The organism is Mycolicibacterium insubricum (assembly GCF_010731615.1).
GTDB classification, from domain to species: Bacteria; Actinomycetota; Actinomycetes; order Mycobacteriales; family Mycobacteriaceae; genus Mycobacterium; species Mycobacterium insubricum.
Genome location: NZ_AP022618.1, coordinates 251,469 through 270,506 on the forward strand (window position 1 = coordinate 251,469; position 19,038 = coordinate 270,506).

At 63.9% G+C, this 19,038-nt stretch carries 15 protein-coding genes and 1 pseudogene; 8 read left to right on the forward strand and 8 right to left on the reverse strand.

Annotation, left to right across the window (positions count from 1 at the left end; genetic code table 11):
• Positions 1–23 precede the first annotated feature (23 nt).
• Together G6N16_RS01210 and G6N16_RS01215 are read left to right on the forward strand one after the other, a co-directional pair.
• Complete coding sequence (locus G6N16_RS01210) at positions 24–1,580, forward strand: acyl-CoA synthetase (RefSeq protein WP_062655125.1); 1,557 nt, start codon at positions 24–26, stop codon at positions 1,578–1,580.
• Positions 1,581–1,847: 267 nt separating this feature from the next.
• Positions 1,848–3,244 (forward strand): annotated as a pseudogene (locus G6N16_RS01215) (IS1380 family transposase).
• A 458-nt stretch (positions 3,245–3,702) separates the two neighbouring features.
• On the opposite strand, the gene G6N16_RS01220 reads toward G6N16_RS01215, so the two are convergent.
• The 5 genes from G6N16_RS01220 to G6N16_RS01240 all read right to left on the reverse strand — a co-directional run bounded on the left by G6N16_RS01220 (position 3,703) and on the right by G6N16_RS01240 (position 7,808).
• Positions 3,703–4,995: a PucR family transcriptional regulator gene (locus G6N16_RS01220; RefSeq protein WP_011895461.1), complete on the reverse strand. Its 1,293-nt coding sequence runs from the start codon at positions 4,993–4,995 to the stop codon at positions 3,703–3,705.
• 18 nt (positions 4,996–5,013) lie between these two features.
• Positions 5,014–5,313 (reverse strand): hypothetical protein, encoded by a 300-nt coding sequence (locus G6N16_RS01225; RefSeq protein WP_131805205.1) that lies wholly within the window; start codon positions 5,311–5,313, stop codon positions 5,014–5,016.
• Between the two features lie 466 nt (positions 5,314–5,779).
• Positions 5,780–6,679, reverse strand: a complete 900-nt coding sequence (locus G6N16_RS01230) for an alpha/beta fold hydrolase (protein WP_011895462.1) — start codon at positions 6,677–6,679, stop codon at positions 5,780–5,782.
• Between the two features lie 52 nt (positions 6,680–6,731).
• Positions 6,732–7,166 (reverse strand): PaaI family thioesterase, encoded by a 435-nt coding sequence (locus tag G6N16_RS01235; protein ID WP_011895463.1) that lies wholly within the window; start codon positions 7,164–7,166, stop codon positions 6,732–6,734.
• A gap of 48 nt (positions 7,167–7,214) precedes the next feature.
• Entirely contained in the window at positions 7,215–7,808 is a 594-nt protein-coding gene (locus tag G6N16_RS01240) for a TetR/AcrR family transcriptional regulator (protein ID WP_011895464.1), read from the reverse strand.
• Between the two features lie 180 nt (positions 7,809–7,988).
• Between G6N16_RS01240 and G6N16_RS01245 the strand changes: the two genes are divergently transcribed.
• From G6N16_RS01245 to G6N16_RS01260, 4 genes are all read left to right on the forward strand, one after another.
• The gene (locus G6N16_RS01245; RefSeq protein WP_041800306.1) at positions 7,989–9,482 is read left to right on the forward strand and encodes an acetyl-CoA acetyltransferase; all 1,494 of its coding nucleotides are present in this window, start codon (positions 7,989–7,991) and stop codon (positions 9,480–9,482) included.
• Complete coding sequence (locus tag G6N16_RS01250; RefSeq protein WP_043985022.1) at positions 9,479–10,576, forward strand: zinc-dependent alcohol dehydrogenase; 1,098 nt, start codon at positions 9,479–9,481, stop codon at positions 10,574–10,576. Before G6N16_RS01245 ends, G6N16_RS01250 begins: the two co-directional genes overlap by 4 nt.
• Positions 10,577–10,611: 35 nt before the next feature.
• Positions 10,612–11,187 (forward strand): carboxymuconolactone decarboxylase family protein, encoded by a 576-nt coding sequence (locus tag G6N16_RS01255; protein WP_041800308.1) that lies wholly within the window; start codon positions 10,612–10,614, stop codon positions 11,185–11,187.
• Between the two features lie 71 nt (positions 11,188–11,258).
• A protein-coding gene (locus G6N16_RS01260) for an IS3 family transposase (RefSeq protein WP_110810709.1) occupies positions 11,259–12,418 on the forward strand; the annotation gives its coding sequence in 2 pieces (ribosomal slippage) (positions 11,259–11,550 and positions 11,550–12,418; 1,161 coding nt in all).
• 70 nt (positions 12,419–12,488) lie between these two features.
• Here G6N16_RS01260 and G6N16_RS01265 read toward each other — a convergent pair.
• Together G6N16_RS01265 and G6N16_RS01270 are read right to left on the reverse strand one after the other, a co-directional pair.
• Positions 12,489–13,037 carry a hypothetical protein gene (locus G6N16_RS01265; RefSeq protein WP_052537336.1) on the reverse strand — a complete coding sequence of 183 codons (549 nt, stop codon included), beginning with the start codon at positions 13,035–13,037 and terminating at the stop codon, positions 12,489–12,491.
• 179 nt (positions 13,038–13,216) lie between these two features.
• Complete coding sequence (locus G6N16_RS01270; RefSeq protein ID WP_011895469.1) at positions 13,217–14,086, reverse strand: metal-dependent hydrolase; 870 nt, start codon at positions 14,084–14,086, stop codon at positions 13,217–13,219.
• A 102-nt stretch (positions 14,087–14,188) separates the two neighbouring features.
• On the opposite strand from G6N16_RS01270, the gene G6N16_RS01275 reads away from it, so the two are divergent.
• Positions 14,189–14,830: a TetR/AcrR family transcriptional regulator gene (locus G6N16_RS01275; protein ID WP_011895470.1), complete on the forward strand. Its 642-nt coding sequence runs from the start codon at positions 14,189–14,191 to the stop codon at positions 14,828–14,830.
• Between the two features lie 91 nt (positions 14,831–14,921).
• Here G6N16_RS01275 and G6N16_RS01280 read toward each other — a convergent pair whose 3' ends face one another.
• A complete protein-coding gene (locus tag G6N16_RS01280) occupies positions 14,922–15,563 on the reverse strand; it encodes a TetR/AcrR family transcriptional regulator (RefSeq protein WP_085981140.1) in 642 nt (213 codons plus the stop codon).
• A 373-nt stretch (positions 15,564–15,936) separates the two neighbouring features.
• On the opposite strand from G6N16_RS01280, the gene G6N16_RS01285 reads away from it, so the two are divergent.
• A complete protein-coding gene (locus G6N16_RS01285; RefSeq protein WP_062660222.1) occupies positions 15,937–19,023 on the forward strand; it encodes an MMPL/RND family transporter in 3,087 nt (1,028 codons plus the stop codon).
• The last annotated feature ends 15 nt before the right edge of the window (positions 19,024–19,038 follow it).

Below are 19,038 nucleotides of genomic sequence, written 5' to 3' on the forward strand. Positions count from 1 at the left end.
AACTGCCGAGGAGGCAAATCAACATGGATCGCGGTATCGGTCAGTGGGTCACCAAACGGGCCTTCCTCAACGGGCAGCGCACAGCGCTCGTCCAAGGTGACACCAGCTTCACGTACTCCGACTTCGATCGGCGCACCAACCAGGTGGCCTCGAGCCTGTTGCGTCTCGGTGTCCGTAAGGGGGACCGGGTGGCCATACTGCTGGTGAACTCGGTCGAGTTCCTGGAGGTCCTCCTCGGCTGCGCGAAGATCGGCGCCATCACCATCCCGATCAACGTCCGGCTCGCCGGCCCGGAGATCGGCTACATCCTCGCCGACTCCGGCGCCGACGTGTTCGTGTTCCACGCGCCGCTAGCAGCGGCGGCGGTCAGCGCGCTGACCGAGCCTGGGGTCCGGGTCCGCCACACCCTCCGGGCCGGGGGCGCCCCGGCCGACGGCGAGATCCCCTACACCGACCTGCTCTCCGACGGTGCGCCCGCGCCACTCGACAGCGACGTCGAGGGCCGCGACCCCGCGTTCATCATGTACACCTCGGGCACCACCGGCCGCCCGAAGGGCGCCATCCTCACCCACGACAACCTACTGTGGAACGCCATCAACGTGCTGGGCGCCGAACAAGGCCTGACCGGCAGCGACGTGACTGTCGCAGTCGCCCCGATGTTCCACATCGGCGGGCTCGGGGTACATACGTTGCCGTTGCTCTACGTCGGCGGGACCAGCGTGATCCTGCCGTCGTTCGACCCGGTGGGCACGCTCAAGGCGATGGCCGAGAGCCGGGCCACCGTCCAGTTCATGGTGCCGGCGATGTGGTCGGCGCTGACCCAGGTGCCCGACTTCGACTCCTACGATCTCTCCGCGTTGCGTCTGGCCATGGGCGGCGGCGCACCGATGCCGCTGACTGTCATCGACTTCATGCAGCAACGTGGCGTCCCCTTCACCGAGGGATTTGGGATGACCGAGACTGCACCCATGGTCTCGGTCTTGGACGCCGCCAACATCACGACGCGGGCCGGATCAATCGGCCGGGTCGCCATGCACGTCGATGCCCGCATCGTGGACGCCGACGACCGGGACGTCCCGGCCGACACCGTCGGCGAACTCCTGGTGCGCGGACCCAACGTGTTCGTCGGGTACTGGATGAAGCCGGCGACCACCGCCGAGGCCTTCCGGGGCGGCTGGTTCCACACCGGCGACCTCGGCCGGATCGACGCCGACGGCTACATCACGCTCGTCGACCGCAAGAAGGACATGATCATCTCGGGCGGGGAAAATGTCTACCCCATCGAGGTCGAGCAGGTGCTGTTCCGTCACCCCGGTGTGCTCGACGCCGCGGTGGTCGGCGGTCCGGACGACAAGTGGGGTGAGCGCGTCGTCGCGGTGGTGGTGGCCGACCCAGCCGCCGAGCAGGAACCCAGCGCCGACGAACTGATCGCCTGGTGCCGCGAACGGCTGGCGCATTTCAAGTGCCCCCGCGAAGTGCACCTCCTTCCCGAGCTGCCCCGCAACGCCACCGGCAAGCTCCTCAAGACCGAGCTGCGCAAGCGATTCACCGGCGTCGAGGGCGGCGTCGTCCAGCGCTGAGGCACGACACCGGAGGCGGAGCGCGGGTTTGGGAAGTGTTGTCACGACGAGTAGCCACGGTCGCCGCTGCAAATAGCTGAAGATGTTAATCGTCGCTAACGTCTAGCGCGTGGCAAGACCACGCGCGCCACTTGTCGGATGTTCTTATCCTCGATCCACCGATGAATTGGCTGGTCGTGGGGTGTCGGAATGAGGAAAGTGCCCTCTGAGCTGCGATGATGAGTGTTCTCTACGCACTTATCGGCACAACTCGGAAAGGCACTTCCGGTGCAAGTGTCCCATAGGTTCGCCGCATCGTCGGCGGTCTTCGATGATGAGCGTCTGGTGTCGTGCGCAGGCCTGGTACCGGTGATGGCCCTTGCCGAGCAGACCGGACTGTCATCGTCATTGGCCGACAAAGTTCGGTTCAGCTGCGAGCGGGTCAAGTCCGGTGCGGCCAATCCGTCGCCGAAGCTGACCACGCTGATCGCCGGGATGTGCACCGGCGCGGACAGCATCGACGACCTCGACGTAGTTCGTAGCGGCGGGATGAAGACCCTGTTCGGCGAGGTGTACGCCCCGTCGACCATCGGAACCTTGTTGCGGGAGTTCACCTTCGGCCATGCCCGGCAACTGGAGTCGGTGCTCAGTGAGCACGTGGGCGCTCTGTGCGAGCGTGTCGATCTGTTGCCCGGCGCCGACGGGCGGGTGTTCATCGACATCGACTCACTGCTGCGCCCGGTCTACGGCCAGGCCAAACAAGGTGCGAGCTACGGCCACACCAAAATCGCCGGCAAGCAGATCCTGCGCAAGGGTCTTTCCCCGTTGGTGACCACCATCAGCACCGAACACTGCGCTCCGGTGATCACCGGAGCACGACTGCGGGCGGGCAAGACCAACTCGGGCAAAGGCGCGGCCCGCATGATCGCCCAAGCCGTCGCCACCGCCCGCGGCGCCGGTGTCACCGGGCGCATCCTGGTGCGCGGCGACTCGGCCTACGGCAACAGCAGCGTGGTCACCGCCTGCCGCCGCGCCGGTGCCCGGTTCTCGCTGGTGCTGACCAAGACCGCCGCAGTCGTCGCGGCCATCGCCGACATCAATGACACCGCGTGGATCCCGGTGTGCTATCCCGCCGCGATCCCGACACCGGTGCCTGGATCTCCGATGCCGAAGTCGCCGAAACCACCTGCACCGCTTTCAGTTCCACGAAGACTCCGATCACGGCACGGTTGATCGTGCGCCGGGTCAAAGACGCCCGATACCCCGACGCCCTGTTCCCGGTCTGGCGATATCACCCGTTCTTCACCGACACCGACGAACCCGTCGACGTCGCTGACATCACTCACCGCCGCCACGCGATCATCGAAACCGTGTTCGCCGACCTCATCGACGGACCCCTGGCCCACATGCCCTCGGGACGTTTCGGGGCGAACTCTGCCTGGATACTGTGCGCGGCCATCGCCCACAACCTGCAGCGCGCCGCCGGCATCCTGGCCGGCGGTGCACACGCGGTGGCTCGCGGCGCCACCCTGCGCCGACGCCTCATCACCATCCCGGCCCGACTGGCCCGCCCCCAACGCCGACCCATCCTGCACCTACCAGCCCACTGGCCGTGGGCGACGCACTGGCTCCGATTGTGGCGCAACACCATCGGCCACAGCCCGCCAGCAACCGCCCCCACCTGACCAATCCGCCGAAAGGCCACGACCGGAGCACACAGGAAAAAGCTGGACAGACTAGCCGATACCCCCTGCTCACAGCCAGCAAGCGACCACCAAACCATTCCAGCCTCAGCCACGACAGCTCATCGGTGGATCAAGGCTTATGCCTCCTGGTTGTCTGGGCCGACAAGTCGCAACCTGCGCCACGACTCGCCTGTCGCCTTGCGCGATGGGTGCTTGAGCGTGTCTGACGTCGATGAGCTTCGGTGAATGGGTTGCTTCAGCTCCGTACGGCGGCGATCGACGACTCCACTCGATCAGCCTGCCCGCAGCAGAGCCCCGCGGCAGCGTCGAAACATGAATCGAACTCGGATTATCAGGCCGGGCGGCGCCGGATCGTCGCGCTGACCATCCTCAGATTCGGCGTGTTCGTCAGTAGACGGCACAGTTACGCAGCAAGGGCGTTCGCGGGACACGAACGACTAGGACCGCCCCAAGGCTTGTGTTGGGTTCAGTGCTACTTCGCCGAGCCAATAGCACATCAGTAGGGCGACCTCGACGTCTAATCGTTCCGCGGCGATCGGGCGACCGCGGCGCTCGAGTGCTCGATTTACGCGATACTTGACGGTATTGGCGTGTATCTGCAATTCGTTGGCGGCGGCTTTGAAGCTGGAACCGGCACGCAAGAACACCCTCAGCGTGTCTCGTAGACGCTGGTCCGATGCAGTGTTCTGAGCCAACGGGCCCAGCACATCGTGAATCCATTCCTTCAGAGTCGCGTCATCGGTCATCAGCATCGAGGCCAGGGCCACACCGGGATCTCGTGCAGCGACGATCCGGTGCCGTGAGGAGCCGTCGGCTGCCACCGCGACCACACGGGCCTGCTCAGCCTGTCGGTAGGTGCGGCGGAAGCCTTCAATCCCCGGAAGTGGTTCACCGACGGAAAGTCTTGGGCCGTCAGGTTGAGCCCGGACGAAGTCGCGCAGCTGCGATAAATAGTCCGACGGGCGGTGAACCGTCATCCATGCGCATCCGACGAGGCGGTCGATGGAGAAGTAGACCGATTGCTTCGCTCCAGTGGCGGAGACCGCGTGTTGCATGAAGCGCTCCATGGCGATGAACTCGTCGGTGTCGGCGCCCGCATCTCGGTCGAGCCATACCATGAGAGCCACATGCGTTGCGCCCAAGAAGTACCTCATAGCCGACGACGCTTCGGTCAGGTCTACGTCGCGTCCGTTGAGGATGTCTCGAATGGCTTGTGCACGCAAACTTCGTCGGCGCTCGTCCCACTCCGCGCGTTCAGTCTGATATGTCTCCAAGACCTGCTCAGACATCCAGTCGATGTAGCGGAAAGACACACGGGTGATGTGTTCAATGAGCGCCAATTTCTCCTCGGGCGGTAGGTCCGCGCTCCGAAGGCCAGCGATGATGAGGTTCAATCCATACTGGTGCCCGAGCCTGTATGCCCGCAGCAGCGCGTTGACGGGTACCTCGCGTTGCGCCATCCTCCGGGCGTGTTCAAGGGCGGCCGTCGGTGACTCCATGCGGTCGAACGGGATCGAGTGACGGACGACGGAGAACCAAGTGTCTACGTTCGCGGCGACGGTGTCACTCAGTAGCTCTTTGAGCTGTTGATCGGCAGCGAGTTCGGCAACTTGCTCAATCAGAAGGCCATGTATGGACTCGGGCAATTCTCTGACGAGGTCGCCGAGGTCTCGGAATAGGTGATGAACCGCGTGACCGGGGGTGTCTTGAACTTCGGATGAATCAAGCACAGCTGCGACCGTACTCGATTACTTGTCTTTGCGAGACAACAGACGCCCGCAGGTTCGACCCTTCGAGACATACCGATCGCGGATCCGGGTATCTACGCTGTTAAGGAGCGGTGAGCCACGTTTTACCATTTCAGCAGCCGAACGAGGCATTGCTGTGGGCCACGGCGAACGGATGCGCGTGAAGAGGAAGGCGGAGGCATGAGTTGTCTGCTCGCAATAACCTTGTTTGCGGCCTTCGCGGCCGGAGCAGCCCCATTGCGAGGAACGATCAGCACCGCCCTGGCCGCAATAGACGACTTTCTCGATCGTTTCGGCCACGAAGTTTCCGGAACTGCTCATGCGAAGGAACGCCCGCCGCTCTGACGAGGTGGTCGAATCGGGCGCCGGATATGCCCGCCCGCCTCCCGCATACCGAAGCTGAAGCCTGGATAGCAGTAGGCTGTCCTCTGGACTCGCCCCCGGCCGTCGACTGACTCCAAGATCCCAACAGCAGCGCCGATCTGATCCGGGTCGCCCCGGCGGCGGGTGTGTTCGTCAAGGTGTGCGGGCACTGGTTCGGAGAACTCCGACCGCTCGATCCGACCTGGACAGCGCCCACCAGCAAAATGCTTCGGTTCGAATGATAATTCGGCCCAGGCGATGGTCGAACCATACGGTTTGGCATCGCTGCCTTCGGATGCGCCGATACTGCGCCGCCGGGGTTCCGTTCATGGAGGTAGTTCTGACACCTCGACAACGAACCAGAGTGGCCGGGCCGCGGCCATCGCAGGGCCCTGAAAGACGCTCAGTCCGACGAGTCGTTCAGCGTGCGGTCGAGAAAATCTGCGACTGCCGAAGTGAAGGCGTCGTTGTCGTCGCCCGCAACCATGTGGCCCGTGCCCGAAACGTCGACAGCCTCGGCGTGCGGTACGACTTCGAGGAACTCCTCGACCGACTGCTGCGACGTCACGTCGGAGTGAACGCCGCGAATGAGAAGCGTTGGTGCTCGCACGCGGCGGGCCCCTTCGATGAGAAGGTCGCTTATGGCGCCGAATTCTTTGGCACCAGTTGCTGGGTCGCCCTGCAGGAACTCGAAGTTGGAAGCTATGAACGCCGGATCCCATCGCCAGATCCACCGACCGTCGTCGCGCTGCTGCAAGACCTTTCGGAGACCGTCCAAGTTCTTGGGCCGAGCGCGATGCCGGTTGTACTGGGCAATGACGTCCGCGGCCGCGTCGAGCGTATCGAATCCGTCGGGATGGGCGCCCATGAAAGACACGACGCGGCGTGCTCCGTGAAACTCCATTCGCGGAGTTATGTCGACCAGTACGACGGCTCCCCACAGATCGGCAGGCGCCACCAAATGCGTTCCCAACACCGTCATGCCGCCCAAGGATGCGCCAACGACAGCTGGCGGGCGGCCATCGCTGGCATATCGGCGAATCGACAGCAGGTCGGATGCAAGTCGGTCGAGATCGTATCGACCATCGGGGTCCCACTCGCTGTCGCCGTGACCGCGGGCGTCGTAAGCGACGACGGTATACCCGCGCGCGTGTAAGCGGCGCGCGGTAGTCGCCCAGGCATGGCGGTTCTGTCCACCGCCGTGCAGCAGTATGACGACCGCGCGGGCGGATTCGTGTCGGTAGACATCGGCTGCAAGGGCGGTTCCGTCTTCGTTGCGGACGCGCTCGAACGTTGAGGTCATTTGCTGTGTCCTCGATGGTCGCCTTGGGCAGCGTTCTCGTTCCGCGACCGGATCACGAGGCGCTCTGGGCGACGACGGTCACTGTTCCCTGTGCGGCGCATACCGGGCGTCCCGTATTGGTGATGTCGATCCTGGCGACGCCGCTACGCTTCCCCAGCGCGATGATGTCGGCGACCGCAACGCAGACTCCACTGGACACCGGACGTAGGAGGTTCAGTTTGAATTCGGTTGTGGCCACCCATGACCCAGGTGGGATCACCGGATAGAACACCACGCCCAAGCAGTGGTCGACCATCGCTGACAGGCATCCGCCATGCAGAGTGCCGAAAGGAGTCAACAAATCGGCTCGGGCGTCCATTTCCACTACCAGTCTCCCGGCGGAGAACTCGATGTGGCGGAAGTCCAAGTACTTGGCGAGCCCTCCCGAGGTTCCCCCCGCGTGCTGGAGCTCCTCGGCTATTTGCTTGTTGAACTGGGGGAAGTCCATGGTCAGCGCCTCGTTTCGTTCAGCGATACCGATGCCATCGCTGAGACACTACTCCGCAGTTGTCGCAGCAATGCAACTGTGAGTGTCGGCCAGTAGCGCGGGAAGCAGGAATCGGCGCAAGAAAGCATCGATTCCTTCGGGGCTGCGGTGCCGGGGGCCGCGAACCGCGAGCAAGCTGAGGATGATGCGCAAAATCCATTCGGCGGCGTCATCGACCGAAACGCCGGCTTCGAGTTGATGCCAGTGTGCGGCGAACACGGGTCGCAGAAACTCGGCGACGAGTTCGAACAGCGCCACCGACGTTCCCTCGGCCAGTCCCACGCCGGCGAGTTCATCGTCGCTGGCGAAGAGCATGCCGATTATCGGTTCGCGGCGTGCCGCGCGCACCGTGACTGCAACGAAGTCCAATATGGCAGAGCCCAAGTCGGTGTGCGCCAAGATCCGTCCGCTGGTGCGGTGCAGGTAGCGTTCCGCTGCGCGGACGATGACACCGGATACGACGGATTCGCGACTAGCGAAGTAGCGATAGACCGTGGCGCGCGATACGCCCGCATGCCTGGCGATATCCTCCATCGTGGTGCCCGACAGCCCCTTGCCTTGCAGGCACGTTTCGGCGGCGTCGAGTAGGCGATCGCGCGCCATATCGCGGTTTCGCCCAGGAGTCGCGTCGCCCCGCCGCAACGATCTCTTCGTCACGGGTACGAGTATGCCCTGTCAAGGGACTCGCTCTGTCGAACACCCGCGGTTGTCGCATGGAAACGGATGTGACAATATCGCAGTCGTGTCGCATAGAAGACCTCGACGATGAGCGTGATCTGACCGTTGGCCATCCCACCACGCACTCCGGTTGTCGTCGGCGTCGGTGAACTGACACATCGCGGTGAAGGCACCGTCGATCCCATCGATTTGGCCGCCGAGGCCGCGCGTCGAGCGCTGCATGATGCTTCGGCCGCGATCGGGCATCGCATCGATACCGTGGCGACGCCCGGAATCTTGATGATCCCACGCGACAACCCCGCGTCGAGGATTGCCGAAGCGACTGGGCTGACGCCGGATCATCGCATCAGTTGTCCGGTCGGCGGCAACACCCCCCAGTATCTGGTCGAGGTCCTCGGCCGCCGCATTTGGCGCGGCGTCAGCGACGCGGCTCTGATCGTCGGAGCGGAAAGCGGCGCGTCAGCACGCAAAGTCGCATCCGGTAGCGCACTTTTGGAGCCCAAACCCATCGCAGCACAGGACGAGTCACTCGGTGACACCCGCCCGGGACTGAGCGAAGCCGAGGTGGGCGCCGGGTTACATTGGCCGCACGAGGTGTACCCGATCTTCGAATCCGCGATCGCGGCCCGATCAGGCCGCACATTCGACGAACAGCGCCGCTGGCTGGGTGACTTGATGGCTCCGTTCACGGTTGAGGCGTCCCGACATCTCGAGCAGGCCTGGTTTCCGCGTGCCCGTAGCGCAGACGAGCTCAGCACGGTCTCCCCGGCTAACCGGATGGTGTGCGAGCCGTATCCGAAGCTGCTCAACAGCATCATCGCCGTGGATATGGCTGCCGCTTTCGTGATCATGGCCGCCGAAGTCGCCGAGGAACTCGGAGTGCCCAGTGATCGTTGGGTCTTCCCGTGGTCGTCGGCCACATGCAACGACGTGTATTTCCCGGTTCAGCGGCCTGATCTGGGTCGTTCCGCCGGAATAAGGGCCGCCGGCAAGGCGGTATTGGCGGCCAGTGGACTTCACATCGACGACATTAGATGGTTTGATTTCTACTCTTGCTTTCCTTCCGCGGTCGAGGCGGCGATCGACGCCTTGGATCTCGACCCGGCGGATGACCGCGGGTTCACGGTGACCGGCGGACTGCCCTACCACGGAGGGCCGGGTAACAACTATGTCAGCCATTCGATCGTCGAGATGGTGCGACGCTGCAGGAGCGACCCGGACGCCGTCGGGCTCGTGTCCGGACTGGGCTGGTACATCACAAAGCACTCGCTGGGTCTGTGGTCGGCGACTCCACCGCCAACGGGATGGCAGACTCCGGACATGGCCGATGCGCAGTCTGCGATCGACGGCACCTCCCTCCCGGTCGCTTCTCCCGCCGACGCATCCGGAGAGGCGACCATAGATGGATACACCGTCGTGCACGACCGTGACCAAGGCCCCTCCTGGGTGCCGATTTTCGCGCGCATGACCGACGGCCGCCGCGTCGCGGCGCGCAGTGACGATGCCGAGGTGGCGGTGGCAATGTCACGAGACATGTGCGTCGGACACCAAGTCGCCGTGCGGCAGGCGGACGGACACGTCGAATTCGAACTGTCGTGAACGCCGACGCGCTCGTGCTGACCAAGCCGCGCACCCTTGAACGGCGGCATCTTCCGGTGCCGCGCATCGACGACGAGTCCGGTCTCCTGCGGATCGAGGCGTGCGGGCTCTGCGGAACCGACCACGAGCAGTTCAGCGGACACCTGCCGACGGGGTTCGCCTTCATCCCCGGACACGAGATCATCGGCGTCATCGAGGGAATCGGTGACGCCGCGCGCGAGCGTTGGGGCGTCTCGGTGGGTCAGCGAGTCGCCGTCGAGGTGTTCCGATCGTGTCGGGAGTGCGACTCGTGCGGCCGCGGCGAGTATCGCAGGTGCTCGAGCAACGGCCTCGCCACCATGTTCGGCTTCGTCGACGTGAACATCCCGCCCGGCCTGTGGGGAGGCTATGCAACCCACCTGCATCTGCCGTTCGATTCCATGCCGTTGCCGGTCCCGGACGGACTCGACCCGATCGTCGCGACGTTGTTCAATCCGCTTGGGGCAGGGATCAAATGGGCTGCCATGTTGCCCGAGACAAGCCCGGGCGACGTCGTCGCGGTCCTCGGACCAGGGATCCGCGGGATTTGTGCTGCCGTAGCCGCCAAGGAGGCCGGAGCGGCATTCGTCGCGATGACCGGGGTCGGCCCTCGCGACCGAACTCGGCTAGCCGCAGCCCACCAGTTCGGCGTGGACCTGACCATCGACGTCACCGAAGACGACCCGGCGCAGGCCCTGCAAATGGCGACCGGCCGGCTCGCAGATGTCGTCGTCGACGTCACCGCGAAGGCGCCAGCCGCATTCGCGGACGCCGTCGCACTCGCGCAGCCCGGCGGACGCGTGGTGGTCGCGGGCACACGCGGCGGCGGCGGAGCGCCGGGCTTCGAGCCAGACCTGCTCGTATTCAAGGAACTACGCATCTTCGGTTCGTTGGGGGTCGACTACCCCGCCTACCAGAGCGCCATCGAGCTGCTGGTCTCTAGGCGTTGGCCCTTCGAAGAATTGCACCGCGAGATCACCGGTTTCGCCGGCCTGCCCGGGCTGCTCGACCTTCTGGCCGGCAACGAGCCGGACCGGGTCCCCGCTCTGCACAACGTCTTTGTGCCGATCGCCTGACAGCGCCAACTAGCGCCCAACCGGAAGGATCCACCGTGAGCAGCCAAAGCCGGGTTGACATGCTTGCCCTGACAGATGCCCGCGAGCGCGCCGCTCAATGCGGGATTCCGGACGCCATGGCTGAACTGTCTGTTTTCAGGATCGCGCTTCATCAGCCCCCTGTAGCCGTCGCATTGCATGGAATGCTGGAGGCGTTGCTGTGGAAAGGCGCGCTGGATGCGCGGCTACGGGAGCTGATCATCATGCGAATCGGCTGGGTCACTGATTCGGTCTATGAGTGGACGCAACACTGGAGGGTTGCCCGCTTGCTCGATGTGCCCGAACGCGACCTGCTCGGGGTGCGCGACTGGCAGAACGCCGGCCACTTCGGCGAAGCCGAGCGGGCGGTACTGGCGGCGACAGACGAGACGTTGCGTGACGGCACCATCTCGGATGAAACCTGGGCTGAGTGTCAGCGCGCGTTGCACGGGGACCCGGCCGTCCTCGTCGAACTCGTCGCCGCGATCGGGAATTGGAGATTGTTCTCAGCGCTGCTGCGGTCCTTGCACGTGCCGCTAGAAGACGGCCTCGAAGGATGGCCCCCTGACGGAGTTCGACCCTCCGTTGACTGAAGGGGGGACTGCCCCCAGTTTGGTTGACTCCTGACCTGTGAGGATTCGTCCTTGCTGGAAGGATCAACCTCGTGCCGACACCGTTTCCTGCCGAGTTCCGTGCCGACGTCATCGCGGTGGCCCGCAAGGGCGAGGCGCCGCTGCGCCAGATCGCGAAGGACTTCGGCATATCGGAGGCTTGCCTGCACCGCTGGCTCAAGATCGCTGATCGTGAGGATGGCCGCGGTAAGCCCGCCTCAGCGGCCGATGCTGAGGACATGGCCGCGCAGCTGCGCGAAGCACACAAGCGGATCAAACTCCTCGAGCAAGAGGCCGAGGTGATGCGCCGCGCGGTCGGCTATCTGTCCCGGGACGCCAACCCAAAATGATGTACCCGCTGGTCCTTGACCTTGCCGCTGACGGCGTGCCCGTCACGGTGACCTGCCGGGTCCTGGGATTCTCCACCCAGGCGTTCTACAAGTGGCGCAAAGCACCGCTGTCACAGCGGGATTGGGACGACGCGCACCTGATCAACGCGGCTCGCGAGATCCACGCTGATGATCCCGCTTTCGGGTACCGGTTCATCGCTGATGAGTTGCCTGGGCGCGGGATCACCGCCAGCGAGAACCGTGTCGCACGGCTGTGTTCCCAGGAACGGATCTGGTCGATCTTCGCCAAGAAGCGAGGGCTGAACCGCCGATCCGGGCCGCCCGTGCATGACGACCTCGTGCAACGTCAGTTCAGCGCCCACGCTCCCAACCAGGTCTGGCTGGCCGACATCACCGAGCACCGCACCGATGAAGGCAAGCTCTACCTCTGCGCCATCAAAGACGTCTACTCCAACCGGATTGTCGGCTACTCGATCGACTCCCGAATGAAGTCGTCGTTGGCCGTGGCGGCGCTGGACCACGCTGTGGCGCTGCGCTCACCGGTTGCGGCGATTGTCCACTCCGACAGGGGTAGCCAGTTTCGATCGCGAAAGTTCGTCCACGCGCTGTCACACAACGGATTACACGGATCGATGGGCCGTGTCGGTGCCTGCGGAGACAACGCAGCCATGGAGTCGTTCTTCGCCCTGTTGCAACGCAACGTCCTGGACCGACGACGCTGGACAACCCGCGCCGAACTCCGGATGGCGATCGTCATCTGGATCGAGCGGACCTACCACCGCCGCCGGCGCCAACGCGCCCTCGGCAGGCTCACCCCGATAGAGTTCGAACTGCTCCACACACCAGTCGCAACCGCGGCCTGAAATTCACACCCCGCGAGTCAACTGAACTCGGGGCAGTCCCGGGTGATCGGCTCGCCATGTCGACTCCGTGCTATGACTCTGCCCCTAGCACCTGTTGGTCGGGATCTGACGATGTCGAACGGTCGGGCGGTTGCATCTGCAGACGGCGATTCCACCACCGAGGATTGCGCCGGGCCTGAAGACTGAGCCGACGGAATTCCATCCGCTGCAGTCGAAGGAGAACTGGAACACCCAGCAGCGGGACGATCGCACCACGGACCGCACCTCGGCGACCATTCTCCAGCAATCCGGCTACAGCACTGAGCCCCGAAATGTAAAGAATACCGTTGTAAGGCACCAGGATTGGGCCGCATAGTCCTTCGCACTCGGACAGGCTTGGCACACCAAATCTCCAGCGCTTCGGCCAGTGTATGAAGTGAGCCAACACGGTCGTCAGGAACAGGCCGTTCACAACACCGAGGACAGCCTCGTGACGCTTATCGGCACGTTCCGCCATGCGAAGTACTACTGCGGTGCTCATGCCCCAACCCGTCGCTGCCGGCACCGGACCAATCACCGACGCGAACGGCATCGCAACTCCGGACAGCAATTCGTAGAAGACATGCGCGCTCGCTGACACGGCGCCAACTTGTGTGCAGATTTGCCGGGACGTCTTCGGACGCTGACGGGACGGCGGTAATGGCCCTTCCGCCCGCATCAGCGGAATGCCTGAACGCGCGATGCGGCCACGGCGCAACGCACTTCTTCGTGAAGAGGTCGTTCCATATGGCGGCTTTCACCACAAAAGTACTTGTCGACCTACACGTTACTCCGTAGCTGTTGGCCGCCATCGGCGTCGAAGAGTTCCTTGGTCCAACGTTCGAGGATTTCTGCGCTATCCCAGTCGTCGGGATGGAACCCGGCGTGGGTGTAGGAACGGAAGCGCTCAATCGCTGCTCGGCTGAACAGCGGGTTATGACGGAAGGCTCGAAGGCTGCGCAGCAACCGCACCGGGTTGTAGGCGGCACGATCGCCGGCCAGAGAGCGGGTGGTCTGGATGACCAACTCGGTGAACAATAGGAGACTGGCGATCCGCATTCCCCAGACCCTGGTGCGTTCGCTTCCACCGACCGTCTCGTAGACATCGAAAGCGACGGCCTTGTGCTCGCATTCCTCCAGTGCGTGCCAAAGCAGAATCGGCCGCACCTCGGTGTAGCCGATCAGTTCTTGAGCTTCGTCGCTGGTGAGAATGATCTCGGCGAATGTCGCCGTGTAGTGCTCGAGGGCTGCCGTCACAGCCAGGCGCATCTTGGGAGAAAAACGCTTCTCGAGTCGGCCAACCAACTTCTTGATATGCCGATCGATCCCCTCGGTGGGATAGCCCATCGCTTGAAGGCGATCGTTGAGCAGCCGATGCTGGTGCCGGTGGGTGGCCTCTTGAGCGATGAATCCCTTGACCGCCTCCTTCAGGTCAGCGTCGCTGATGTGGTCCCGGTACTCGCGGACTGACCGGATGAAGAAGTCTTCGCCTTCGGGGAACGTGGCCGACAAGGTGGACACAAAGTGGCTCATCACCAAGTCGCCATCGACGAAGTGCTGCCGACTGGTCTCAGCAGGCATGTCGAATCGGACACGGCGGGGCTTCGGGACGACCCGCGTGGTGGGCCGTGTGGACGAATCGTCGCTCATGTTGTTCTCCTGTTGTCATGGGCACTGATGATCTGACTTTACGCCTAGTCAGAATTAGATGGCAAGCTATGCGTTGTGCGATCGGTGCGGGTGTACAGCGGGATGTCCGCCGAGGAGCGTCACCGGAACAGGCGCACGCGTCTCATCGAGGCCGCGATGGAGTTGATCGGCACGCACGGCGTTGCCGCCGCCACGGTGACTGCCGTATGCGCTGAGTCCGGCGTGACGTCACGCTACTTCTATCAGCATTTCCCTGACAGAGACGCCCTCTTGCGAGCTGTCTACCAGCAGCTCTACGCAACCTTCCAGGAGGTGATAGTTGACGCGATCCCCGATGCCGGCGCCCCACCCGAGGTGCTCGCGTACGCGCCGATCCGCGGGCTGGTCAGCATGATCAACAATGATCCTCGACTGGGTCGGATCTTGTTCGTGGAATCTGCAACGGAGCCGCTGCTTCGGGAGTTACGCAGCGACATGATGACCGGTTTCACCGACCTCGTATTGCGTGAGGCCAGACTTCACCTTGACATCGCCGACTCCGCAGTGGGCGTTGCCCATTTGGCCTCGACATTGGGTGTGGGTGGGTTATTCGAAGTCTTGCGCCGCTGGCTCGACGGAGAACTCGAGTTCACCACCGATGAACTCGTTCAGCACTGCGCAGGTTTCCTGGGCAGCCTCGGCAGCTATGTGCTGCTGCAGAACGCAGTCGAGTCGGCCACGACCAAAGCCAAACCTCAGAGTTAGCTTCTGGCGCCTCCCGGCCGCGCTTCGCGAATGTCGAGGTGCCTCCGCTTGCTTCATTCCGGACTGAACACATGAACGCCGCTGTACAACATTAGAGGCCAGCGTCGTCGACCAAATAACGTTCGGCGAGCGTCTCGGCAAGCCGACTCGTGTGCTCCACGATCTCCCCCTGGATGACGTCAAGCAAACCTGCATGCCATGCGGTGATCAATTCGACGAAGCCACCAACGGCCACCAGTGTGTCCATCCGAAGGGCGGTTTCATCGGCTTCCGGCCTCAGGTGTGGCTCACTGGCTGCGATCACCAGGTGTGTCGCCTCCTGCAGTGCGACAGCGCGCCGATCCTGAAGCGGGGAACTGCCCACGTGTTGAGCCAGTAGAATCTTCGCCCTGCCCGGATCCTCTGCAATCCGGTCGACCACCGCGGCGATGGTCACGCGGATGGTCTCCATCGGCGGCTGCCCGATGCGTTCTGCGAGCGTCGCAGAAACCTCACCGAGCATCTCGTTGCGCACGCCGTCCCATGCAGCGACAAGTAACTCGTCGCGGGTCTTGAAGTCTTCGTAGAAGTAACGGTCGTTCAGGCCGGTTTTGGCGCACACTCCTCTCATCGTGACTGCTGCCCAACCGCTTTCACTCCAGATTTCCGTCGCGGCATCAATGAGGCGCTGACGGCGCTCCGCCCGGCGTTCAGCACCGGTACGCCCGCCCCATCTCTTCGACCGCGTCCGCACATGTCCATCTTGGCAAGCCACAGTAGGTCGCAACACTTTGGTAGCATCCGCCCCCAATGGGGGCGCGTGCCACCATAGGACTCCGCGGAGGGCAGCGATTGACGATCAGAACGCTCAAACTTCGAGTTCTCAGAGACGTGGCAGCGGCTGTCGTCATTCCCGCCCCCAGCAGTGATCGTGCGGCACTGGCGACGGTGGCGGTAGGAGGCGCCCTGCACGCCGTGCAGGTATTCGCGGCCGACTGGCCCGCCGCAATCCCGTAGGGAGTCGACTCATGACGCTCTTGAGCGAGGCCCCCACCGGTCGCCGTCACCACTTGCACTACGTGCGGTAGCGTACCGATACCGGCAGTATCGCTACCAGTGGAGGCCAAGTGACCGACGGCAGTGCAGATGCCCCAAGCCAGGCCAAGCGGCCTGGTCGGCGCGCCAACGGATCCACCGACCCGGCCGACACTCGCGAGTACAGCGAACGGTTGGCGACCCTGGCCCGGTTCACCCTCCGACACAAAGCGCTCGTCATCGGGGTATGGCTAGGCGCCGCGGTGGTTCTCGCGCTGCTGTTCCCACAGCTGGAAACCGTGGTGCGCCAACAGTCGGTGGACCTCATTCCTCGCGACGCCCCGTCCTTGCAGACGGTTGACCGCATGAGCGCCGCGTTCGGCGAAGAAGGCTCGAAAACCATGGTGTTCGTCGCCATGGAAGACCCCACTGGCTTGACTCCAACTGCACGGCAGCGCTACGGCGAACTCGTGCGCCGGTTGCAGGCCGAGGGCGACCACGTCCTGCTGGTGCAGGACCTGCTGGCCGATCCGATTACCGAAGCTCAGGCAGTCAGCGCCGACCGCAAAGCCTGGTATCTGCCCGTCGGTGTCACCGGCACCCTCGGAGACCCCACGGCAGCCGAATCCTTGAACGCGGTGCGCGACATCGCCGCGGAGGTGTTCACCGGATCGACCACGACCGTCCAAGTGACGGGACCACCGGCGACCTTCAGCGACATGATCGCCTCCGCCGAGCACGACCTGCTGTTGATCTCGATCGCTACCGCCGGCGTGATCGCCCTGATCTTGCTGATCGTCTACCGGTCAGTGTTCACCGCGCTGTTGCCACTGCTGGTAATCGGGTTGAGCCTGGCGGTTGGGCGCGGCGTGCTATCCGCCCTCGGCGAGATGGGCATGCCGGTCTCCCAGTTCACCGTCGCATTCATGACGGCGATCCTGCTCGGCGCCGGAACTGATTACACAGTTTTTCTGATCAGCCGGTACCACGAGCAGCGCCGCGCCCAAGTACCCGCCGATCAGGCGATCATCCACGCCACCGCCAGCATCGGGCGCGTCATCCTGGCGTCCGCCGCCACCGTGGCACTCGCGTTCTTGGCCATGGTCTTCGCGCGGCTCAGCGTCTTCGCCGCCCTGGGCCCCGCGTGTGCCATCGCCGTGCTGTTCGGATTTCTGGCGACCGTCACCCTGCTGCCACCCGTGCTGTCGCTAGCCGCCAAACGCGGCATCGGTGAACCCAAATCCGATCGCACCCGCCGCTACTGGAACAGCGTCGCCGTCGCCGTGGTCCGCCGTCCGGTGCCACTGCTGATCGTCAGCCTGGCCATCCTGCTCGCCCTGTCGGCAGCCGCTGCGACCATCAAAATCAGCTACGACGACCGCAAGGGACAACCAGACACCACGGCCAGCAACCAGGGCTACCAACTTCTGGACCGCCACTTCCGCAAGGACGTCGTCATCAGCGAGTTCCTCGTCGTAGAGAACCCGACCGACATGCGGACCGGGAGGGGGCTGGCCGATCTCGACGAGATGGCCTCTCGCGTCTCCCAGATCCCCGGCGTCACCAGGGTGTCCGGAGTCACCCGCCCCACCGGGGAGCGCCTCGACCAAGCAGAACTGGCCTGGCAGAACGGCCAGATCGGCGAGAAAATGGCCGGCGCGGTCGCCGAGGGCAACTCACGCAAGGACGACCTCGCCAAACTCACCGGCGGCGCCGACCAGCTCGCCGACGGCCTCGCCCAACTCGATGGCACGGTGCGCACCGCCCTCGCGCCACTGGCCGGAATCCTCACCCAAGCTCAATCCGCGGGAACTCAGGTCAACCAGTTCCGCCCACTGCTGCAACAACTTTCCGCCACCGCCCCCGCCGTCGACCAAGCCATCCAATCCGGCCCAGGACTGCGACCGCTGGCCAACCAGGCGCAGAACGCGATCACCCAGCTCGATCCACTCGTGGGCGCGCTCAACACCTCACCGTGGTGTGCCGCCACCCCGCAGTGCGCCCAAATTCGTGACCAGGTGAAGATTTTGGTCAGCCTGCGCGACAGCGGATTCTTCGACCAGATCGCCGACCTCGGGGACCGCTACGATCCCGCGACCAATGCCACCGTTGGTGGCACCCTCTCCAACGTCCAGAACGCAGTCGCCTCGCTGGACAAGGCATTCGGAGCCCTCGGTGACCCCGCCGACCTAGCCACCAATCTCCGCCGATTGCAGGAGGGAATCGGACAGCTCGCCTCCGGCGCTCAAGCACTCGCGACCGGTGTCCGCACCCTCGCCGACAGCAACATCGAAATGCTGTCCGGTATGAGCCAGATCGCCACCCAACTACAGAATTCCTCACGCGCAGCGGCGGACTCCGACTCCTCGAGCGGTTTCTACTTGCCCGCTAATGCATTCGAGAACCGGCAATTCACCGATGTTGCCAAGCAATTCCTCTCACCGGACGGCAAGACCGCGCGGTTCATGATCGAAAGCAGCCACGACCCTTACAGCGTCGAAGCCATGGAGCTCGCCAGCCGCATCACCGACACCGCCAACACCGCACGACCCAACACGTCGCTCGCCGACGCCACCGTATCCGTCGCCGGCTTCCCCGCCGTCAACTCCGATATCCAACGATTCCTATGGGCCGACTTCGCACAACTGGCCGTCGCCACCATAATCATCGTCGGCGTCATCCTGGTCCTACTGCTGCGCGCACTCCTGGCACCGCTCTACCTCTTAGGCACCGTCGTGCTCAACTACCTCGCCTCGCTCGGCATCGGCGTTGTGGTATTCCAATGGGGACTGGGCTACGAAATCGCTTGGCCCGTACCATTACTGGCATTCATCATCCTCGTCGCCGTCGGCGCCGACTACAACATGCTGCTCGTCTCACGGCTCCGCGAAGAATCCGGGACCAACATCCGCGTCGGCGTCCTGCGCACCGTGGCAAACACCGGAGCCGTCATCACCTCAGCTGGTCTGATATTCGCCGCCAGCATGTTCGGCCTCATGGTCGGCTCAGTCGCAATCATGATCCAAGCCGGCCTCATCATCGGCTTCGGACTGCTGCTCGACACCTTCCTCGTGCGCACCCTCACCGTGCCCGCGATCGCCACACTCCTACGCGAAGCCAGTTGGTGGCCCACCAAAGCAACGCGGACCCCAGTAGCTGACACCGCCACGCAGAAATAATGAGCAACGCACTAC

Excerpts from the sequence above, each read along its gene's own strand:
- G6N16_RS01235 (WP_011895463.1), bottom strand. The coding sequence starts at position 7,166 with ATGGACTTCCCCCAGTTCAACAAGCAAATAGCCGAGGAGCTCCAGCAC.
- G6N16_RS01240 (WP_011895464.1), bottom strand. The coding sequence starts at position 7,808 with ATGGCGCGCGATCGCCTACTCGACGCCGCCGAAACGTGCCTGCAAGGC.
- G6N16_RS01270 (WP_011895469.1), bottom strand. The coding sequence starts at position 14,086 with ATGAGCGACGATTCGTCCACACGGCCCACCACGCGGGTCGTCCCGAAG.
- G6N16_RS01230 (WP_011895462.1), bottom strand. The coding sequence starts at position 6,679 with ATGACCTCAACGTTCGAGCGCGTCCGCAACGAAGACGGAACCGCCCTT.
- G6N16_RS01210 (WP_062655125.1), top strand. The coding sequence starts at position 24 with ATGGATCGCGGTATCGGTCAGTGGGTCACCAAACGGGCCTTCCTCAAC.
- G6N16_RS01275 (WP_011895470.1), top strand. The coding sequence starts at position 14,189 with ATGTCCGCCGAGGAGCGTCACCGGAACAGGCGCACGCGTCTCATCGAG.